The sequence below is a fragment of the Lentimicrobium sp. S6 genome, from assembly GCF_013166635.1.
Lineage (GTDB): Bacteria > Bacteroidota > Bacteroidia > Bacteroidales > UBA12170 > UBA12170.
Genome location: NZ_JABKBZ010000090.1, coordinates 1 through 17702 on the forward strand (window position 1 = coordinate 1; position 17702 = coordinate 17702).

Consider the following 17702-nt stretch of genomic DNA (forward strand, 5'->3'; position numbering starts at 1 on the left):
AGATCTAAGACTAAGCTATAGTCCATGTTTTCTAATCTTATATAGCAAAGAATTTTTTATCTATCAAAAAAAATATCCAATTCCCTAATTCCAGTTCTCATTAACTTATCTCCCCATAAAAAATAACGTGACCCCTAATGTTTTATTCGAGCAATAGGGGCTCTTTAGTTTACAAGCAAATTCGAAATTTTAAGATATAAATGTAAATTTGCAAATAAAAGCTAATGACACCTGAAGAAAAGGAACAATTAATAATTCAAATAGGTTCTAAAATAGATCGTTTACAAAGGCAGATTGTAGATCTAAAAGAATTAACTAAGCCTATTGAGCCTGATTGTGCCATAGGTAGGGTGAGTCGAATGGATGCCATCAATAACAAAAGTGTTAATGAATCTGCTCTGCAAAAGAAGAAGAATCAATTGAATGGTTTAAACAGGGCTTTGGAAGATATTCATAAACCAGATTTTCAAAATTGTATAGTTTGTGGCTATGAGATTCCATTACAAAGAGTATTTATCATGCCAGAAAGCAGAAAATGCACCAATTGTGCCGGCAAATCCATTAGATGATGTATTTTTGCTGCGATTTATGATAAAGAAACTCACATACCCTTTGTTTTTATTAGTTTTAGCTAGCTTATTCTATTCTGGATGCGTGAAGAATGAGACCTGTTTACCAGCTAATAACTTTCTTTATGCAGATTTTTATTATTCGGAATCTGATACAGTTGATGTCGCAACAACTGTAGATTCTTTATCTCTTTACATTATAGGAAGAGAAGATTCTGTTCTTTATGATAATGAAAAAGGTTTAGGAAGTGTATCCATACCTTTGTCTGATGATTTAACTGAGATTACGGTAGTCATTAAGATAAACGATGCGGTTGATACACTATACATCAAATATAATCCTTATTCTGTTTTTCGTTCTACAGAATGTGGGGTTATTAACAGGTATGAAATAGCGGATCCTGAATTTACCGACAATAGAATTATTAAAATAACAAATGATAATAATACAGTAGATGAAACTGAAGCGGTTAATCTTTATTTGGTTGTTGATCTCGACTAGCTTAATTGCGGGTCAGCTTTGTGCACAGGAGGTAGACAGCAGCCGCTTCAAAGTAGCTGAGGATAAGCCTTTAGAGATAGAGAAAGAGAAAAGGGAAAAAGAATACTTTCAGCATGATCTTCGAATTGGTATTGATATTAGTACAATAATCTCAGGTGCTATATCTCCAATCAGAAGGGGCTTAGATTTGAGTGTGGAATATAATTTAAAGCCCAAATTATTCCTGATGCTCGAAGGAGGATATAATTATTATGAAAAAGAAACCCTACGAATTAAATATAAATCTCAAGGTTCTTATCTTAGGCTTGGATTTGATTATAACTTAAGGAATCCAGTTTCCGAAAACGATAAAGATATTTTCTATATGGGACTTCGCTATGCTTATTCACAATTTACTCAAGAGGTTCCTATGTATTTATTGGTAAATGGCTATTGGGGGAATTCAATTTCTTCTTTTGGCCCAGAAATTGGATATGCACATTGGTGGGAATTTGTTACTGGTTTTAAAGTGGAGGTGTTGAAAAACTGGTATTTAGGCATGGGAATGAGATTAAAGGGATTTATAAATAGATCGAAAACAAATATAGAACCTGTACAATACGTTCCTGGATATGCTAAGAACTATAATTCTGGCGTCATGGATTTTAATTATACCATTTATTATAATATTCCTTTAAACTATAAGAAGGAAAAAATAGCTGTATATGAGAGGAGTAAGTAAATATATAATCGTTTTCATGCTCTTGATATTGGCCTTTTCTGCTCATGCCCAGAAGGAATATCGATTCCTGGACTACCAAGGGTTTGGGGTAAAGGTGGGTGGAAACTATTCTAGTATCGGAATACAACCTGCCGTGGCCGATCTGTCTGGAGAAATGAGCTATAATGCTGGTTTAGTTTATACTTTTAGCAATAAGAAATATGTTGGGGTTCAGATTGAATTGCTATATTCTAGTAGAAAGTGGAGTGAGACCTTCGATGATACCTTAAAGGCAACCACTGAATTACAGTTTGTTGAATTACCATTAATAACAAATATCAATCTTGGAACTGGTAGAATGAAATATATGATCAACCTTGGTACTTATATTTCTGCCAAAGTAGGTAAATCATTATCAAGTGAACTGCCTGAAAATCATTCGCAATATGAAGCTTTATATGCTAGAAGTGAAAGAGGTTCTGATTTTGGATTGATCATTGGAGGCGGACTTAGATATATAAGTGATATTGGAATTTTTCAGCTAGATGCTCGTTTTGCTTATGGCTATCAAAAGATTTATAATGAGGATACTACAGGATTTAGGTTTTCTAATATGTCAGTCATGTCCGTGGGTTTAATTTATATGATTAACTTGAAAAAAGATGATAAATATTAATGATTTCCAGGCTGTTCTTTTCGATTTAGACGGCACCATTATCGACCCTAAAGAGGGAATAATTAATTCAATTTTATACGCTGCTCAAGAATTTGGAAAAGAAGAAAAACATCCTGAATCGCTAGATTCATTTATAGGGCCTCCACTTCAACATTCTTTTAAAAATAGGTATAATTTATTTGATGAAGAAGCAATGGAAATGGTTAGGCTTTATCGCGTTTATTATGCTAAACAAGGAATCTATCAATGTCATTTGTATGATGGAATTGAGGAAGTCATTAAGGGATTATTCGAAAGAGGAGTTTTTATGGCTCTTGCCACTTCAAAACCCACAAAGTACGCAGATCAGTTGATGAGGCATTTTAATTTAGAATCCTATTTTGATTTTACAGCTGGGGCAAATTTAGATGGTTCTAGAACCGATAAAATTGAGGTGATCCAATATGCTTTAGACCAAATTCCTCCTTTTGAAGAAGAAAGTATTCTCATGTTAGGAGATAGGGAGTTTGATATTGAGGGAGGTAACTTTCATGGCTTAAAAACGGCTTATGCACGTTGGGGTTATGGAGATGATAAGGTGGTTCTGAAATGCAAACCAGATTATATTTTGGACAAGCCTTTAGATTTGATAGTTAATTGTTAACAGCTAATAGTTAATAGTTGGCCAACAGTTTACTTCCAACTTCAATCAACTAATACTGTACTTTCTCAAAATAATACATACCTTTTGGTTCTGAGGAGTGGAAAATCTTATTTAAATCTTCCAAAACTATATCAGGCCTAAAGCTGGCTGTTTCCCAATAATCATTGGCTCCAAACGAGTTTACTCTTTTGTGATAGGAAAATACTCTGTGGTTTTTCACAGCAGACAGCGATTGATATTTAGGACTGGAAAATAAGTCTAATCTATCTTTACTTAAAGCTCCTGTATACATCCAAATATCTGCCTTTGATGCTTGACTCATCAATACTTCAAAGTCAAGCATTAAGCTTCCACTGGATGAATCTTGTTTCATTAGATATTGACCAGATGCATCAGCTATTAATTGAGCCATATAGCTTTTTCCACCAGCAGAATACCAAATACCTTGATACTCAGAGCCATTAAAAACTGTAGGTTGCTTGTCGAACTTTAATGACTCTTTCTGCTCGTTATACTTATTTTTAATTTCCTCAAAAATTGATATCGCATACTCCTCCCCTTTAAAAAAAGAAGCTAATAATACCATCCATTCTGCTTTACCAAGAGGATGTTGTTCTTTCCAATCATACATCAATAGGGGAGTCATTTTCAGCTGAATCATTTTCTCATAATCGGCATTCAACTTATCCCAACCACTCCCAATCACTAAATCGGGCTGGAGTACCATCATCTTTTCCATATTGATTTGAATGGCTTTTCCTACATTTTCGATATCTCCAGATTTTACTTTTTCCAGAATTTCTTCATTATAAATCAGCTCAGGATCCGTAACTCCTTTTATGTGTTGATCTAATTGCAATAGATTCATCATTCCTACCATAGGAGATGATAAAGCTACTACTCTTTTAGGTATTTCCTTAATGACAAAAGAATGTTCCAAATTCTCTATATTCTTAGCCCCAGAATGAGGAATATAATACTCCATATTCAAACTCTCGTTTTCCCAAGGATTGAAGATGACAACCTTTTTATAGGTTTCGAAATATTCTATTCTAAAGAATTTCGCATATTCAGGATTGTAATTCCGAGTAGATTTTTCTTGAGTTTTCTCTAGGGACTCATTGCAGGAGGAGGCAGCTAAAAATAGGACGCTTAATAGAATATATAGTCTTGTTTTCATTATGAGTTTTTTAGTGAAATGGGACAAAACCAAAATTCAGAGCTGATTTCTGGATTATCATTATGGTATTTTTTTAGGATTGGTTTCTCTTTTTTTACTTCTAAAGGGAATTTAAAAAAAGGAGCATCAATGACGAAGCTATGGAATTCACCATTTTCCCCACAAGGATCCACGTTTTTAGGAAGTTCATTTATTAATTCTTTGGTGATGATTTCTCCCACAAAGTCCTTGGATAATTTAGAGGCATCCACAGCAGAAATCATGGTTTTATAACCTTGTTCAATAAAATCAAGAATCAAGGTTTTAGTATCTCTATTCCATAAAGGAAAAACGGCATTAAATCCTATTTTTTGGAGTTGATTTTCTCTGTATTTTCTAAGGTCTTCCAAAAAGATATCTCCAAAAATAGAATACTTAATTCCATTTAATTTGGCCTCTTGCATGAGTTTTGTCAGGTGCTTTTCATAGGTTTCCATATCTGGTGATTCTGGCAGTTCCAGAAAAGTGATAGGTAAACCTATAGCTTTGGCTTGTTCTAGCATGAGACTCTCATGAATTCCATGCATACTCACTCTTCTATTTTCCTTAGCAATGGAAGTCAACAGAAAAGAAATATCATATTCCTTATTCTTTAGTATTTCTCCCAAAACAAAAGCAGAATCTTTTCCTCCGCTCCAATTAAAAATGGCTTTTTTCATATTTTTATTATTATGATAGCCAGGTGATAAAATGAAAAATAAATCGGAAATGATCGTCTTTATTCGTCGCCTTTTCTCCCGAAAGCTGAATTATGAATTATGATTTCAGGTATTCTGACTCGTCCAACTTCATTTCCTTCCCATTCAATAAAGAATAGTGGATGTGGGTGAATCAAGCACTAAAAAGTACTTGGGACTTACAGCAGCGGGAACTGTTCCTGATTTTCACAGGATTCCCTGAAACTTGGGACAAATTTATGGAAAATAGATGGACTATTGAAAAAACTTTTCCAAATCCACATTTCCACCAGATAGTATTAAAGCCACTTTTTGATTTTTAAAGATTTCTTTATTCTTTAAAACAGCAGCAAAGGTAATAGCGGAGGACGGTTCCACAATAATCTTCATCCTTTCCCATATTAATCTCATCGCACTTTTAATCTCATCATCGTTGACGAGAAATATTTCTTCCACCTTATCACGAATTATAGGGAAGGTATGCTCTCCCAATGAGGTTCGAAGTCCATCAGCAATAGTTTGAGGATTTATAGAAGGATGGATTATACCATCCCTTATCGAGCGGAAAGCATCATCAGCACCTTCTGGCTCTGCGCCAAAAGCTAGGGTAGAGGGAGAGAAAAACTCACAGGCTAAAGCTGTTCCACTCATTAAACCACCTCCTCCAACGGGAGTAATAATGGCATCTGGTATAAGCTCCTCAAAAATCTCTTGGGCAGCAGTGGAATTCCCTAAGATCACTTGTGAATCATTATATGGGTGACAAGATGTAGCCCCTGATTTATCAATGAATGCAGCAGTAGTTGATTCTCGTGCTTCTAAAGTGGGCTCGCATTCTATAATGGTCGCTCCATAAGCTGCAACTGCATTTTTCTTCACCTGTGGTGCATTAGATGGCATAATGATAGTGGCTGGAATTCCAAGTATTTGAGCACTTAATGCCAAAGCAGAACCAAAATTACCAGAACTATGAGTTGCTACTCCTTTTTCTCGTTCTTCTATTGAAAGACTGAGTAATTTATGCATGGCACCTCTCATTTTAAATGCTCCGGCCTTTTGAAAGTTTTCGCATTTAAAGAAAAGCTCACAGCCAATGAGTTCATTAAGTAAATGAGACTTTAGGATGGGAGTACTATGGACTGAATTTTCTAGTATACTTTTTGCTTTAAGTAAAATGGATTTTGAGTACATTGCGATAAAATATTATTCAGCAAATTTGCTAAGAAATTAATGTTTAATATTTTCCATTTGATCGGTAATCTGTCACCTAACTTCAGTGCTGATTACCGCATCTGATTAAAAGTAATACCAAGTTTCTCAGAAATATAACGAATCTGTTTCAATTCTTTAGAGTTTACAATACAGTAGGAAAGTCCTTCGTTTCCAGCTCTTGCTGTTCTTCCAGCTCTATGTGTATAATAATCTATCTTATCAGGCATTTGATAATGAATGACATAAGCTAAATTGGCTACATCAATTCCTCGCGCTGCTAAGTCTGTTGCTACAAGAACTTTTAGACTTCCGTTTTTAAAGGCTCTCATGGCTTTGTCTCTTTCCTTTTGAAGTAAATCACCATGAATGGCATCCACCGGAACATTTCTAGCTTGTAATTGCTGTGCTAGTTTTTGAGTAGCAGCTTTTGTTTTACAGAAGATTAATCCTCTATTATCGCCTTGCTCGCCTAAGAAACGCATAAGGACATTCAGTTTCTCTAAATCTTCGCATACAATATATTGGTGCTCAATATGCTTATTAACCACATTCTTTCCACTCACTTCTATTTTAATAGCTGTCTCCGACATGTGCGTATTCACAATGTTTTTAATCTCGTGAGGCATAGTAGCAGAGAATAACCATTTGTTCTCCACTTTGGCTGAAAAGCTTAGGATTTCATCCAATTCATCTTTAAACCCCATGCTCATCATCTCATCGGCTTCGTCGAGAATAAGGGTTTTTACATGACTTAAGTCAAGGGCTTTTCTTTTTACCAAATCAATCAAACGACCAGGAGTAGCCACCACAATATGTGTAGGACGCTTCAAAGCTGATATTTGCTTTTCTATTTGAGGACCACCAAATACAGCTTCGGTGAAAATTTTGTCGGAATATTTGGTAAACTTAAATATCTGCTTGGCAATTTGCTGCCCTAATTCTCTTGTAGGACATAGAATGAGTCCTTGAATAACTTTTCTTTTAGGGTCTATCTTATGTAATAATGGAATACCAAAAGCAGCAGTTTTCCCTGTTCCTGTTTGAGCTTGTCCAACTAAGTCGGTGGTATTTTTAATGAGTACAGGAATGACTTGTCTTTGAATTTCCGAAGGCTTTACAATCTTCATCTCTGTCAATGCCTTAACTATGTCTTTCCTTACTCCTAATTCTGTGAAATTTTCCAATGTATCTTGTATTATTTTATGAACTGGCAAAGATACGCTTTATTAATGATAGAATTAAGAAATCATAGAATGATATAAACACTTGAATAATTAAGCTTTTCTGCTCAGGTATTTTGAGAAGATTTAGGTTCACATAGAATCACGAAACGGTTAACTGTTCATTATAAGCAGTTAACCAAGTTAATCCAAATACCCCTTCAAGCCCCGAACATCCAAAATCAATATTCTCTTTCCTTCCATTTGAATAATACCATCATGATTTAATTCATTAAAAGCTCTACTAAGAGAAGGTCTGGCAACTCCAAAAAGTTCAGCCAATTGACTTTGTGATTGAGGAAGGATAATTTCAGAATGACCGGCCTTAGTGTATTGCTTTAATAAAAAATGAGCAATTTTCCCTTTTATAGTTTTAAAACTGAGGAAGTTAATTTTACGAGTTAAGAACTGGGTTTGATTAGAGATGATATTCAGGAAGTTTTTTTGTAGTTGTTGGTGTTTAAGAAGTGATTCGAGAAAATGAGCCTTATTTATAGCTGCAATGATACAATCGGTCTTGGCCACTATAGAAACAGGGTAGAGGCTGTCCTGTCCAAAAAGAAATCCAGGAGCCAATAACCTCGGAGCTTTCATATCAGCCATCTTGATAGTTTTTCCATTAAAATCGGCCATTTCGCTTTTTACATCACCTTCAATCAGTATCAATTGTTGAATAACAGCCTCATTAGCAAATACTATGGGATTCCCTTTTTTGTAATTCTTATACTGAACTTGGATATCCTGTAGGCACTCTTCTTTTTCCTTATTAGTTAAGCTATGAAAAAGCTGGCATTGGCTGAATAAATCGAGCATGGATGTGTTTTTTTTACAAAAATATTAAAAAATATGGGTGGATGTAACATATGTTACAAATAAATAGGTATTGTAGTACTTAAATTTGCAGCGTTCAAAAGAACAGAAATAGAAAAATAAGTAAACAATATAAAATACAGAAAAATGAGCATGTTTTGTTATCAGTGTGAAGAAGCAGCCAAGGGAACAGGTTGCGAGATAAAAGGAGTTTGTGGAAAAACTGAAGAGGTTTCAAACTTACAAGATTTATTGATGTTCGTATCTAAAGGAGTTTCTATCCTTTCTAATTTAGGGCGCCTGAACAATATTAGTGTAGCCAAAGCTGACCAATTTGTTTTTGAAGCTTTATTTACAACCATTACCAATGCCAACTTCGATGAGAAAGCTATCATAGCAAAAATCAAAGAAGGTTTTGCTGTTCGTGAATTAGTGAAAGTTGAGTTAAGTGTGAGTGGAAATGCAGTTTCAACAGACCTTCACGAAAGCACTACTTGGATGGGTACTGAAGCGGAATTTGATGCTAAAGCATTAGAAGTAGGTGTATTAGCAGAGACTAATGAAGATATTCGTTCATTAAAAGAACTATTAATCTACGGATTAAAAGGAATGGCTGCTTATGCAGAGCACGCTTTTGCATTAGGTCATGTAAACGATGAGGTTTTTGCTTTTATGCACAAAGCAATGACTGCAAGTACTGAAGAACATACTGCTGATGAGTTGGTAGGATTGGTATTGGAATGTGGTAAATTTGGTGTTGATGTGATGGCTCTTTTAGATAAAGCTAATACTGAAACTTATGGTAATCCAGAAATCACAGAAGTAAATTTAGGTGTTAAAGGAAATCCAGGTATCTTAATTTCAGGTCATGACTTGAAAGACATGGAAACATTATTGCAGCAAACAGAAGGAACTGGTGTTGATGTTTATACACACAGTGAAATGCTTCCTGCTCACTATTATCCAGCATTCAAAAAGTACACACATTTTGTAGGAAACTATGGTAATGCTTGGTGGCAGCAAAAAGAAGAATTCACTACATTCAATGGTCCTATATTATTCACCACTAACTGTATTGTACCTCCTTCAAAAACTGCAACTTACGCTGATAAAATCTATACTACAGGTCAATCTGGTTTAACAGGTGCTACACATATCGCAGCTGATGAGAATGGAAACAAAGATTTCTCCGCTATTATTGAGCATGCTAAAAAATGTGAATCTCCAGTAGAAATTGAAACAGGAACTATTGTTGGTGGTTTCGCTCATAACCAAGTTATGGCTTTAGCTGATAAAGTAGTTGATGCTGTTAAAACTGGTGCTATCAAGAAGTTCTTCGTAATGGCCGGTTGTGATGGTCGTATGAAAGGAAGAGATTATTATACAGATTTTGCTAAAGAATTACCAACAGATACCGTTATTTTAACTGCAGGTTGTGCGAAATACCGATATAATAAATTACAATTAGGTGATATTGGTGGTATTCCAAGAGTTTTAGATGCAGGTCAGTGTAACGATTCTTATTCTTTAGCTGTTATCGCTCTTAAATTGAAAGAAGTATTCGAATTAAACGATATCAACGAATTGCCTATCGTTTATAATATCGCATGGTATGAGCAAAAAGCGGTTATCGTATTATTAGCACTTCTTTATTTAGGTGTTAAAGATATCCACCTAGGCCCAACCTTACCAGCTTTCCTTTCTCCAAATGTAGCCAATGTATTGGTGGAGAATTTTGGAATTTCTGGTATTTCTTCAGTAGAAGAAGATATGAATAAATTCATGGGGGTTCAAGCTTAATTGCTTAGCCTCATTTGATTAATAGCTTTGTTAATTTTAAAGCCCTGCTCTTTTAGAGTGGGGCTTTTGTGTTTTAATTCTATAAATTCCTTGTTTATTTTTCTTTGTGGAACTTAGAGATTTTTGTGTCACTTTGTGTTATAGCAATTAATTGACAATAATTTATGTCCAAATGGCAATTCCAGCCATAAGAAGGAAACCAAGAATAAGAATAGCAAATTTTCCCCAACGTTTTTTAGGTGCTTCAAAAACCTCATGGATAATATCCAGAACTGCTATATAAACAAATGTTCCTGCAGCTAAAGCATCAAATATAGCTTCGAACCATAAAGCTGTTCTGCTGCTATCAATTTGCGATAAAACTGAGCCGATGATGATTCCAATAGGAGTCATGATGGAAAAGAAGAGGATGGTTTTTATAAATAGTGATTTCTGAGTATTCGATTGAGCCATACTCACTCCCAAAGCAAAAGAAGCTGAGCCTTTATGAGCAATGATAGCAAAAAAGATGACTAATCCTGAAGCAAAGCTAGTTTCTAAGCCCAGCGACATTCCCGCAATGATGGAATGAATAGCTAATACTAAAAATAAAAGGGTAGGGAATTGATTAGTAGTTTTACCAATGGTTTCCAGCTTTTCTTCTCTCACCAATACTTTTTCGAGAAATAAAACAAAGATAAAACCAGCTCCAGCCATTAATGCGGGAAAAGGATAATCAATATTTAAGTTTAGATTTCCAAAGTTTTCTATGGAATCGGGGAGCATGTGCAATAAACCAGCACCTAGGAAAATCCCGCCTGCAAAAGCATTTCCAAACACCATATTTTCTTGGCCGCTTTTACTCAGCGCTCTTTTTAAAGGGAATAATCCTCCAAATACACCAGCCAAAATAATAAGAATTACCGTTATTGCCTTGAACCAAATGACCTCCATAATGCTGTTTTTCTCAAAGATAAGGAATTTATTGTCCCTTTTTTTTAATGAAAAGGATAAATTAATCTGGAGATTCCACCGAAGTAAGAAACAATGATCAGCTTTGCTAATTTTGTATATAATCAGTCAGGGCAGACTCATACGTATTATTAAAACTACAGATACAAGAAAACAGAGCGAACTTAGATAAAAGGCTAGCGCGGAAATGTTTTCCGTGCTAAAACATTAGCATTATAGAGTGTGTTTTAACCGCACCAAATCCGCGCTAGCTTTAGTAAAAAAATAAGAAAAATAAAAGTATGAGTTTGCCCTGTATAATCAGTGAGAATTTGTGTAAATCTGCGGATATACCAAACCCGTATAGTCAGTTGGACAGTACCTGATGTTAGTAAGAACCAAATCGCTTTCTAAGAACCCACTCGGTTCCCAATAATAAAACAAGGAGGAGGGCCAGCCATTTTAAATCGATGAAATTGATGATTTCTTGTGTGATGCTATACCTTTGGGCTGCATCGGGACTGTTTTTAAGTTGTTCGAGCAATGAAGAGTTTTGTGCTGGGAAATAAATACTCCCTCCACTCAAATCGGCCATTTGTTTTAAAAGCTCCATATTACTACCTGCTCTGGCTTGTTCCATATTCCAGGCATCAACAATAAATTTACCCTCCTCCAATAAAGTGGTATCAGGTAATTGGGCCTTAGCTTTAAAACTATAGGAACCAGCTGCTAGATAGCCGATGGGGGCGCTAAAACCATTTTCTTGAGGAGAGAACAGATAATCATATTCCTCGCCCAATTCGTTTTTAATTTGAAGAGAAACATCTCCTTCATTAATGGTTTCGAAGGCCTTATTATAAACTTGTGCTTCCCATTCTATCAGGTCAGTTTCATTATAAATACTTTGATATTGAATATTGAATCTGTCATCATAAACTCCTGTGAGTAGGTAGCGAGAAACTCTTTGTATAAGGCTGTTGAACTGCTCATGACTTCCTGTGGACTGATAATCATAGATTCTCCATTTCCAAAGACCTTCACCTGCTAAGAAGGCTCGCTTCAATTGTCCTTTGCTCCATAAACCCATTAATACTTCTCCCGATTCGAATCCTCTAATACTTTGCTGGAAAATCACATCGTTTTGGCTCACACTTTGCCATTTCACAAAAGGAACATAAAGAGGAGGGTAGGTTTTATAAATTCTAGCCCAGTTTTGAGGCATTTTAAAACTTGAGAAATCTTCTTTTGGTGCAAGCTCCGAATATTCAAATCCTGCCACTTGTTGATTGCTCTCCCACGGGAAATCATTTTTGGTCACCGATGGAATGTCACTAGAAGTGCTCCAGATATACCAAAGTGCTTTGTTCTTAAAATCAGCTTGCTCAAATATCCTTTTGCTTCTTTGGTCGAGTGAAGGGAGTCCATGTAATACAATTAACTGATAATCGCTGGTGGAGAATGGGTAATCACTTAAACTTTTAATATCTATCTCATAACCATCAACTTTTCGTAGTGCTGATGCCAAGGCACCTAAGTCTGGATGAGGGTTGTTGCCAAGAATTAGAATTTTATTTCCGCTTTCGAGACTCTGTATATAGAAACGTGATTGATTATTCTTGATGTTGTTCTCATTCTCTAATTCTGGAATCCGAACAGAATAAGATTGTAATCCACTTCCAGTTGCTTTTAATTCAAATCGTATTTCTTGATTGAAATTATCACTATTCAAGGTGATTTCTTTTTGTTGGAGCACTCGTCCAGCCTTTTCAACTCTCACTGTCAATTTCTCGCCAGAAAAACCTTCAGCTTGTACCACCACATCCACTGGAAACTTAGCATTCTGACGAATGACTTTATTATGGAAAATGGCATCAATATAGACATCTTTTTGTTTAGCAGTATCCCCAAAAATGATGGGGTAGATGGCTGTTGATTGATTCTCAGCATAATGTAAAGGGCTGATGCCTTGATTGTTTTGCCCATCACTTAACAGAATGATTCCGGTAAGAGGAAGCATGTAATATTTTTCTGAAGTGTATTTAAGAACTTGTCCAATATCACTTCTTTTGCCATCAAATTTAAAATTGATTTGTTCGTTTACCTGATGATGAAAGGAAAGAAAATCAAGTTCATATGTATCTGAAAGCTCTTGCTTGATTTCATCAATATTTCTTTGAATAGATTCACTTAGACTTGTGCTATCAGTCCCATTTAGCATAGATTCCGATTCATCTAAAGCCACAACAATAATAGGTTTTTGTAAATCTTTGGTTTCATTAAAGAAATAAGGATTAAGTAGGAGGAGGGCCAGAATTAAAATGACACAAAACCTCAAGAAGAAGAGTAGATAATTCAATGGTTTTGAGAAGCTCGAGTTGCGATAGTATAATAGCGCAGCAATGGCAATTGCCACTAATAATATGGGAATGATAAGCCATAAAGGCTGTTCAAAACTAATAGGTAAATCGTTCAAGGCTTCTCTTTGTATGATACATTAAAAAATTAAGGCTCTTATAGGGTATCAAATACAAACTCTTTTAATTTATGTTTATTGGATTAAATTTCTCTAAATCCTTAAGACACAATACTAAAAATGTAAAATATTTCATACCTCATAAGAGGCCTAAAGATACAATATTTTTTCTCTTTCTATTGATGCTAATGTTATGTGCATTCAATAAAATTAATTGAGGTGTTCAGATAATAACTTATGTTTAATGAAATTATCTAAATGTAACACTATGTATATTGTTTTTTTGTTTGCCCCAACCCTAAAGGGAGCAAAAAAACATCAGACAAAATCAAGTTTGATGTTCCAAATTTCAAAGTCATTAATAAGAAAGCGTCAAAGACAAGGCTTTCGCAGTTTTGAAAACCAAGGAGTTTACTTTTCGTAAACGACTGTTTTCAAAGCAAGAGTAACGCAGTATTTGGCGGTTTCTTGTAAAGACTTAGGTGTTCATACCTCCACATACGTTAATGACCTGCCCAGTAACATAAGTAGAAAGGTCAGAGCCCAAGAAAGTAGCAACGTTTGCAACATCCTCAGCTTGTCCACCTCTACGCAATGGAATGGTTTTAATCCAGTCTGTTCTCACATTTTCTGGAAGTTTCTCAGTCATTTTAGTTTCAATAAAACCAGGAGCGATGGCATTACAACGGATGTTTCTGCTACCAATTTCTTGAGCAATAGATTTAGTAAAACCAATTAAACCAGCTTTAGAAGCCGAATAATTTGATTGTCCACCATTTCCACTTACTCCAACTACTGAGCTCATATTGATAATAGAGCCAGAACGTTGTTTGAGCATATATTTTTGAACTGCTTTAGTTAAGTTGAAAACAGATTTCAAGTTGACTTTAATCACTAAATCCCAATCGGCTTCTGTCATTCTCATTAATAAGTTATCACGTGTGATACCAGCGTTATTCACTAAAATATCGATGCTACCAAACTCAGCGTGAATACTATCAACCATTTCAGTTGAAGAATCGAATGAACTGGCATCAGATGCATATCCTTTGCCTTTAACGCCTAAATCTGCCAATTCTTTTTCAAGAGTCTCGAAATTCTCGTCTACAGCTAAATCAGAGAAAGCCACATTGGCTCCTTCTTGAGCAAATTTTAAAGCGATTTCGCGTCCGATTCCACGGCTACCTCCTGTAATCAGGGCAGTTTTTCCTTTTAATAATGTCATAGTTTAATTTTTCTATAATAAACAGCGCCAAAGATAAAAAAATCTTGGTGAACGCCGTTTTTAAATTGTCTTAGGAATTTCACAAAAAAATGTACTTTCCAAAATGGCAGCCTCCTTGATTTGGATTTCTAAGGCAATTATCTAAAACATAATCATAATATTCTTAATAATGCTAGGAATTTATTGATATCTTCTTCAAGGGTATGTCGAATAATTGGATTAGTGTGTTTGGTTAAATTAATAATTAAATCATGGTGATTGTGTTGTGGATAAATTGAAGTCAATTATGTATAAGTGATTGATGGATACTTGATTATTGTATAGTATACAAACAAACAAACAAACAAACAAACAAACAAACAAACAAACAAACAAACAAACAAACAAACAAACAAACAAACAAACAAACAAACAAACAAACAAACAAACAAACAAACAAACAAACAAACAAACAGAATTTTTTATATATTTGAACAGCATTTAAAACCCCAAAGCATACTAACATGAAAAAACTAATTATCCTATCCATTACTGTAATATTTTTTTACCAAAGCCATGCCCAAAACTGGATTGAACCTACTTATGTTACAAAAACTGGAGGTCAGTATTTAGACCCAGAATTTTGTATTGACCATGAGGGTATAATACATTGTGTTTGGCAAGATGTCTATGAACAATTTTACAGTCAGATATTCTATAGTAATTCGCATGACAATGGCTTAACTTGGTCCGATGCCATCAATGTCTCACAAAATAGTGAGTATCGTGTTTCTAGTCCACATATTGTTTGTGATTCTGAAAATAATCTACACCTATCTTATGATTATAATAGTAATAGTGTTACTGCCATTCAGATTTATTATCAAATGTATAACGGGGAAAATTGGAGTGATCCTTTTGAATTAACTCCTGACACACTTTTATCATATCACAACAAACTGCTGATTGATCATAATGATAGGGTTTATTGTTTTTGGTATAGATGGGATAATAATGGAACATCTTTTTATCGGTATTATGAAAGTGAGACATGGAGTGATATAATTATTCCTTATGATAATAATGAATTTCATGCTTTCATGAATTCAGTCGTCGATTCTGATAATAACCTGCATTGGATAGGTGTTCATCATTATCAGAATGAAAATAGTTATGATGATAAACCTATCTATTTTTATTATAATTATGACAGTGACGAATGGAGTGGCTTTGAGGAATTTGGCGAAGGTTATTCCTCGGTAGGGGTTGATATTGATTTAGACGAAGATGAAAAACCACATTTAGCTTGGCAAGAAAAGATTGAACAAGCAGGTGCCCTAGTGAGCACAACATATTATAACTCACAAAATGAAAACGAAACATGGGACATACCTACCTATCTAGGAGATGGAAAAAACAACCAAAGAATAATAATCGATAATCAGAATCATCCCAACGTATTTCATAGAGAAAAAATAGAAATAGAGGACAAATGGATTGTGGTTCATTATTATAAGAATAATAATAATTGGGAATCGATTGTTTTTCCAGTGGAAAACTCAATATCGCAATTTGAAGTTTTAAAACAAGATATGACCATCAATATGATATTCACAGCAGTGACTGCTTTTGGTTCTTATATTAGAAATGTGATGTTTACTAGAACAGATATGATCAATCAAACAAGCGATCCAGAAACATTAATGGATTTCGAAATCTCACCTAATCCTTCTAGTCAATATATTAATATTAATTTCCATCTCGAGTATGAAGAAAGAGTAAGCATTCACATTTATAATTTGCGAGGGGAGTTAATTAAGACGCTTTATGATGGCGAAATGCTATCAGGAAATCATCATTTAAAATGGAACCCTCTAGATGAAAGCAGACAGTTAAATTCTGGAATATATATCATTCGCTTACAAACCAATCATGCCATATCTACTCAAAAGCTTGAATTTATAAGATAATCCATTGCATAAATAATTGAAACCATGAGAAAACTAATTATCCTATCCATTATTCTCCTATTTAGCTTCCAAAGCCATGCCCAAAACTGGATTGAACCTACCTTTGTTACAAAAACAGGTGGATGGTATTTAGACCCAGAGTTTTGTATTGATCATGAGGGTGTAATACATTGTGTTTGGCAAGATGTTTATGAACAATTTTACAGTCAGATATTCTATAGTAATTCGCACGACAACGGCTTAACTTGGTCCGATGCCATCAATGTCTCACAAAATAGTGAGTATCGGGTTTCTGATCCACATATTGTTTGTGATTCTGAAAATAATCTACACCTATCTTATGATTATAATAGTAGTAGTGTTACCTCCATTCAGATTTATTATCAAATGTATAACGGGGAAAATTGGAGTGATCCTTTTGAATTAACTCCTGACACACTTTTATCATATCACAACAAACTGCTGATTGATCATAATGATAGGGTTTATTGTTTTTGGTATAGATGGGATAATAATGGAACATCTTTTTATCGGTATTATGAAAGTGAGACATGGAGTGATATAATTATTCCTTATGATAATAATGAATTTCATGCTTTCATGAATTCAGTCGTCGATTCTGATAATAACCTGCATTGGATAGGTGTTCATCATTATCAGAATGAAAATAGTTATGATGATAAACCTATCTATTTTTATTATAATTATGACAGTGACGAATGGAGTGGCTTTGAGGAATTTGGTGAAGGTTATTCCTCGGTAGGGTTTGATATTGATCTAGATGATGATGCAAGACCACATTTAGCGTGGCAAGAAAAGATCGTACAAGCAGGTGACCTAGTGAGCACAACATATTATAACTCACAAAATGAAAACGAAACATGGGACATACCTACCTATCTAGGAGATGGAAAAAACAACCAAAGAATAATAATCGATAATCAGAATCATCCCAACGTATTTCATAGAGAAAAAATAGAAATAGAGGACAAATGGATTGTGGTTCATTATTATAAGAATAATAATAATTGGGAATCGATTGTTTTTCCAGTGGAAAACTCAATATCGCAATTTGAAGTTTTAAAACAAGATATGAC

16 protein-coding genes and 1 riboswitch are annotated in these 17702 nt (G+C 34.7%); of the genes, 8 read left to right on the top strand and 8 right to left on the bottom strand.

Annotated elements, in window-relative coordinates:
- Nucleotides 1–224: 224 nt before the first annotated feature.
- From HNS40_RS19770 to HNS40_RS19790, 5 genes are read left to right on the top strand one after another with little or no spacing between them, the layout of a single operon-like run.
- A complete protein-coding gene (locus HNS40_RS19770; protein WP_172284166.1) occupies nt 225–569 on the top strand; it encodes a TraR/DksA C4-type zinc finger protein in 345 nt (114 codons plus the stop codon).
- A gap of 19 nt (nt 570–588) precedes the next feature.
- The gene (locus HNS40_RS19775; RefSeq protein ID WP_172284168.1) at nt 589–1071 is read left to right on the top strand and encodes a DUF6452 family protein; all 483 of its coding nucleotides are present in this window, start codon (nt 589–591) and stop codon (nt 1069–1071) included.
- The gene (locus HNS40_RS19780) at nt 1025–1792 is read left to right on the top strand and encodes a DUF6048 family protein (protein ID WP_172284170.1); all 768 of its coding nucleotides are present in this window, start codon (nt 1025–1027) and stop codon (nt 1790–1792) included. Before HNS40_RS19775 ends, HNS40_RS19780 begins: the two co-directional genes overlap by 47 nt.
- A complete protein-coding gene (locus HNS40_RS19785) occupies nt 1776–2447 on the top strand; it encodes a porin family protein (protein ID WP_172284172.1) in 672 nt (223 codons plus the stop codon). Before HNS40_RS19780 ends, HNS40_RS19785 begins: the two co-directional genes overlap by 17 nt.
- On the top strand, nt 2434–3090 hold the full coding sequence (locus HNS40_RS19790) for an HAD hydrolase-like protein (protein WP_172284174.1): 657 nt from the start codon (nt 2434–2436) through the stop codon (nt 3088–3090). Before HNS40_RS19785 ends, HNS40_RS19790 begins: the two co-directional genes overlap by 14 nt.
- A gap of 49 nt (nt 3091–3139) precedes the next feature.
- Here the strand turns inward: HNS40_RS19790 and HNS40_RS19795 are convergent, their stop codons facing one another.
- From HNS40_RS19795 to HNS40_RS19815, 5 genes are all read right to left on the bottom strand, one after another.
- Nucleotides 3140–4270: an ABC transporter substrate-binding protein gene (locus HNS40_RS19795; protein WP_172284176.1), complete on the bottom strand. Its 1131-nt coding sequence runs from the start codon at nt 4268–4270 to the stop codon at nt 3140–3142.
- Nucleotides 4270–4968 (bottom strand): diphthine--ammonia ligase, encoded by a 699-nt coding sequence (locus HNS40_RS19800; protein WP_172284178.1) that lies wholly within the window; start codon nt 4966–4968, stop codon nt 4270–4272. Before HNS40_RS19800 ends, HNS40_RS19795 begins: the two co-directional genes overlap by 1 nt.
- Before the next feature lie 86 nt (nt 4969–5054).
- Nucleotides 5055–5250: riboswitch (cobalamin riboswitch) on the bottom strand.
- On the bottom strand, nt 5242–6177 hold the full coding sequence (locus HNS40_RS19805; protein ID WP_172284180.1) for a threonine/serine dehydratase: 936 nt from the start codon (nt 6175–6177) through the stop codon (nt 5242–5244). It overlaps the preceding riboswitch by 9 nt.
- A 92-nt stretch (nt 6178–6269) precedes the next feature.
- Complete coding sequence (locus HNS40_RS19810) at nt 6270–7382, bottom strand: DEAD/DEAH box helicase (protein ID WP_172284182.1); 1113 nt, start codon at nt 7380–7382, stop codon at nt 6270–6272.
- 180 nt (nt 7383–7562) lie between these two features.
- On the bottom strand, nt 7563–8231 hold the full coding sequence (locus HNS40_RS19815; RefSeq protein ID WP_172284184.1) for a Crp/Fnr family transcriptional regulator: 669 nt from the start codon (nt 8229–8231) through the stop codon (nt 7563–7565).
- A gap of 144 nt (nt 8232–8375) precedes the next feature.
- Between HNS40_RS19815 and hcp the strand changes: the two genes are divergently transcribed.
- Nucleotides 8376–10028 carry a hydroxylamine reductase gene (gene hcp, locus HNS40_RS19820; protein WP_172284186.1) on the top strand — a complete coding sequence of 551 codons (1653 nt, stop codon included), beginning with the start codon at nt 8376–8378 and terminating at the stop codon, nt 10026–10028.
- Nucleotides 10029–10190: 162 nt separating this feature from the next.
- Here the strand turns inward: hcp and HNS40_RS19825 are convergent, their stop codons facing one another.
- From HNS40_RS19825 to fabG, 3 genes are all read right to left on the bottom strand, one after another.
- Complete coding sequence (locus HNS40_RS19825) at nt 10191–10961, bottom strand: ZIP family metal transporter (RefSeq protein WP_172284188.1); 771 nt, start codon at nt 10959–10961, stop codon at nt 10191–10193.
- Between the two features lie 385 nt (nt 10962–11346).
- The gene (locus HNS40_RS19830; protein WP_172284190.1) at nt 11347–13431 is read right to left on the bottom strand and encodes a hypothetical protein; all 2085 of its coding nucleotides are present in this window, start codon (nt 13429–13431) and stop codon (nt 11347–11349) included.
- Nucleotides 13432–13909: 478 nt separating this feature from the next.
- On the bottom strand, nt 13910–14656 hold the full coding sequence (fabG, locus tag HNS40_RS19835) for a 3-oxoacyl-[acyl-carrier-protein] reductase (RefSeq protein ID WP_172284191.1): 747 nt from the start codon (nt 14654–14656) through the stop codon (nt 13910–13912).
- Nucleotides 14657–15159: 503 nt separating this feature from the next.
- Between fabG and HNS40_RS19840 the strand changes: the two genes are divergently transcribed.
- Both HNS40_RS19840 and HNS40_RS19845 read left to right on the top strand, forming a co-directional pair.
- Nucleotides 15160–16605 (top strand): T9SS type A sorting domain-containing protein, encoded by a 1446-nt coding sequence (locus HNS40_RS19840; protein WP_172284193.1) that lies wholly within the window; start codon nt 15160–15162, stop codon nt 16603–16605.
- 24 nt (nt 16606–16629) lie between these two features.
- Nucleotides 16630–17702 (top strand): sialidase family protein (locus HNS40_RS19845; RefSeq protein WP_172284195.1); only part of this gene is annotated, 1073 nt, incomplete at its 3' end.

Bases quoted from the DNA above. Each gene is read 5' to 3' on its own strand.
- HNS40_RS19795 (WP_172284176.1), bottom strand. From the start codon at position 4,270: ATGAAAACAAGACTATATATTCTATTAAGCGTCCTATTTTTAGCTGCC.
- HNS40_RS19805 (WP_172284180.1), bottom strand. From the start codon at position 6,177: ATGTACTCAAAATCCATTTTACTTAAAGCAAAAAGTATACTAGAAAAT.
- hcp (WP_172284186.1), top strand. From the start codon at position 8,376: ATGAGCATGTTTTGTTATCAGTGTGAAGAAGCAGCCAAGGGAACAGGT.
- HNS40_RS19840 (WP_172284193.1), top strand. From the start codon at position 15,160: ATGAAAAAACTAATTATCCTATCCATTACTGTAATATTTTTTTACCAA.
- HNS40_RS19785 (WP_172284172.1), top strand. From the start codon at position 1,776: ATGAGAGGAGTAAGTAAATATATAATCGTTTTCATGCTCTTGATATTG.
- fabG (WP_172284191.1), bottom strand. From the start codon at position 14,656: ATGACATTATTAAAAGGAAAAACTGCCCTGATTACAGGAGGTAGCCGT.
- HNS40_RS19770 (WP_172284166.1), top strand. From the start codon at position 225: ATGACACCTGAAGAAAAGGAACAATTAATAATTCAAATAGGTTCTAAA.
- HNS40_RS19800 (WP_172284178.1), bottom strand. From the start codon at position 4,968: ATGAAAAAAGCCATTTTTAATTGGAGCGGAGGAAAAGATTCTGCTTTT.
- HNS40_RS19790 (WP_172284174.1), top strand. From the start codon at position 2,434: ATGATAAATATTAATGATTTCCAGGCTGTTCTTTTCGATTTAGACGGC.
- HNS40_RS19815 (WP_172284184.1), bottom strand. From the start codon at position 8,231: ATGCTCGATTTATTCAGCCAATGCCAGCTTTTTCATAGCTTAACTAAT.
- HNS40_RS19775 (WP_172284168.1), top strand. From the start codon at position 589: ATGATAAAGAAACTCACATACCCTTTGTTTTTATTAGTTTTAGCTAGC.
- HNS40_RS19780 (WP_172284170.1), top strand. From the start codon at position 1,025: ATGAAACTGAAGCGGTTAATCTTTATTTGGTTGTTGATCTCGACTAGC.
- HNS40_RS19825 (WP_172284188.1), bottom strand. From the start codon at position 10,961: ATGGAGGTCATTTGGTTCAAGGCAATAACGGTAATTCTTATTATTTTG.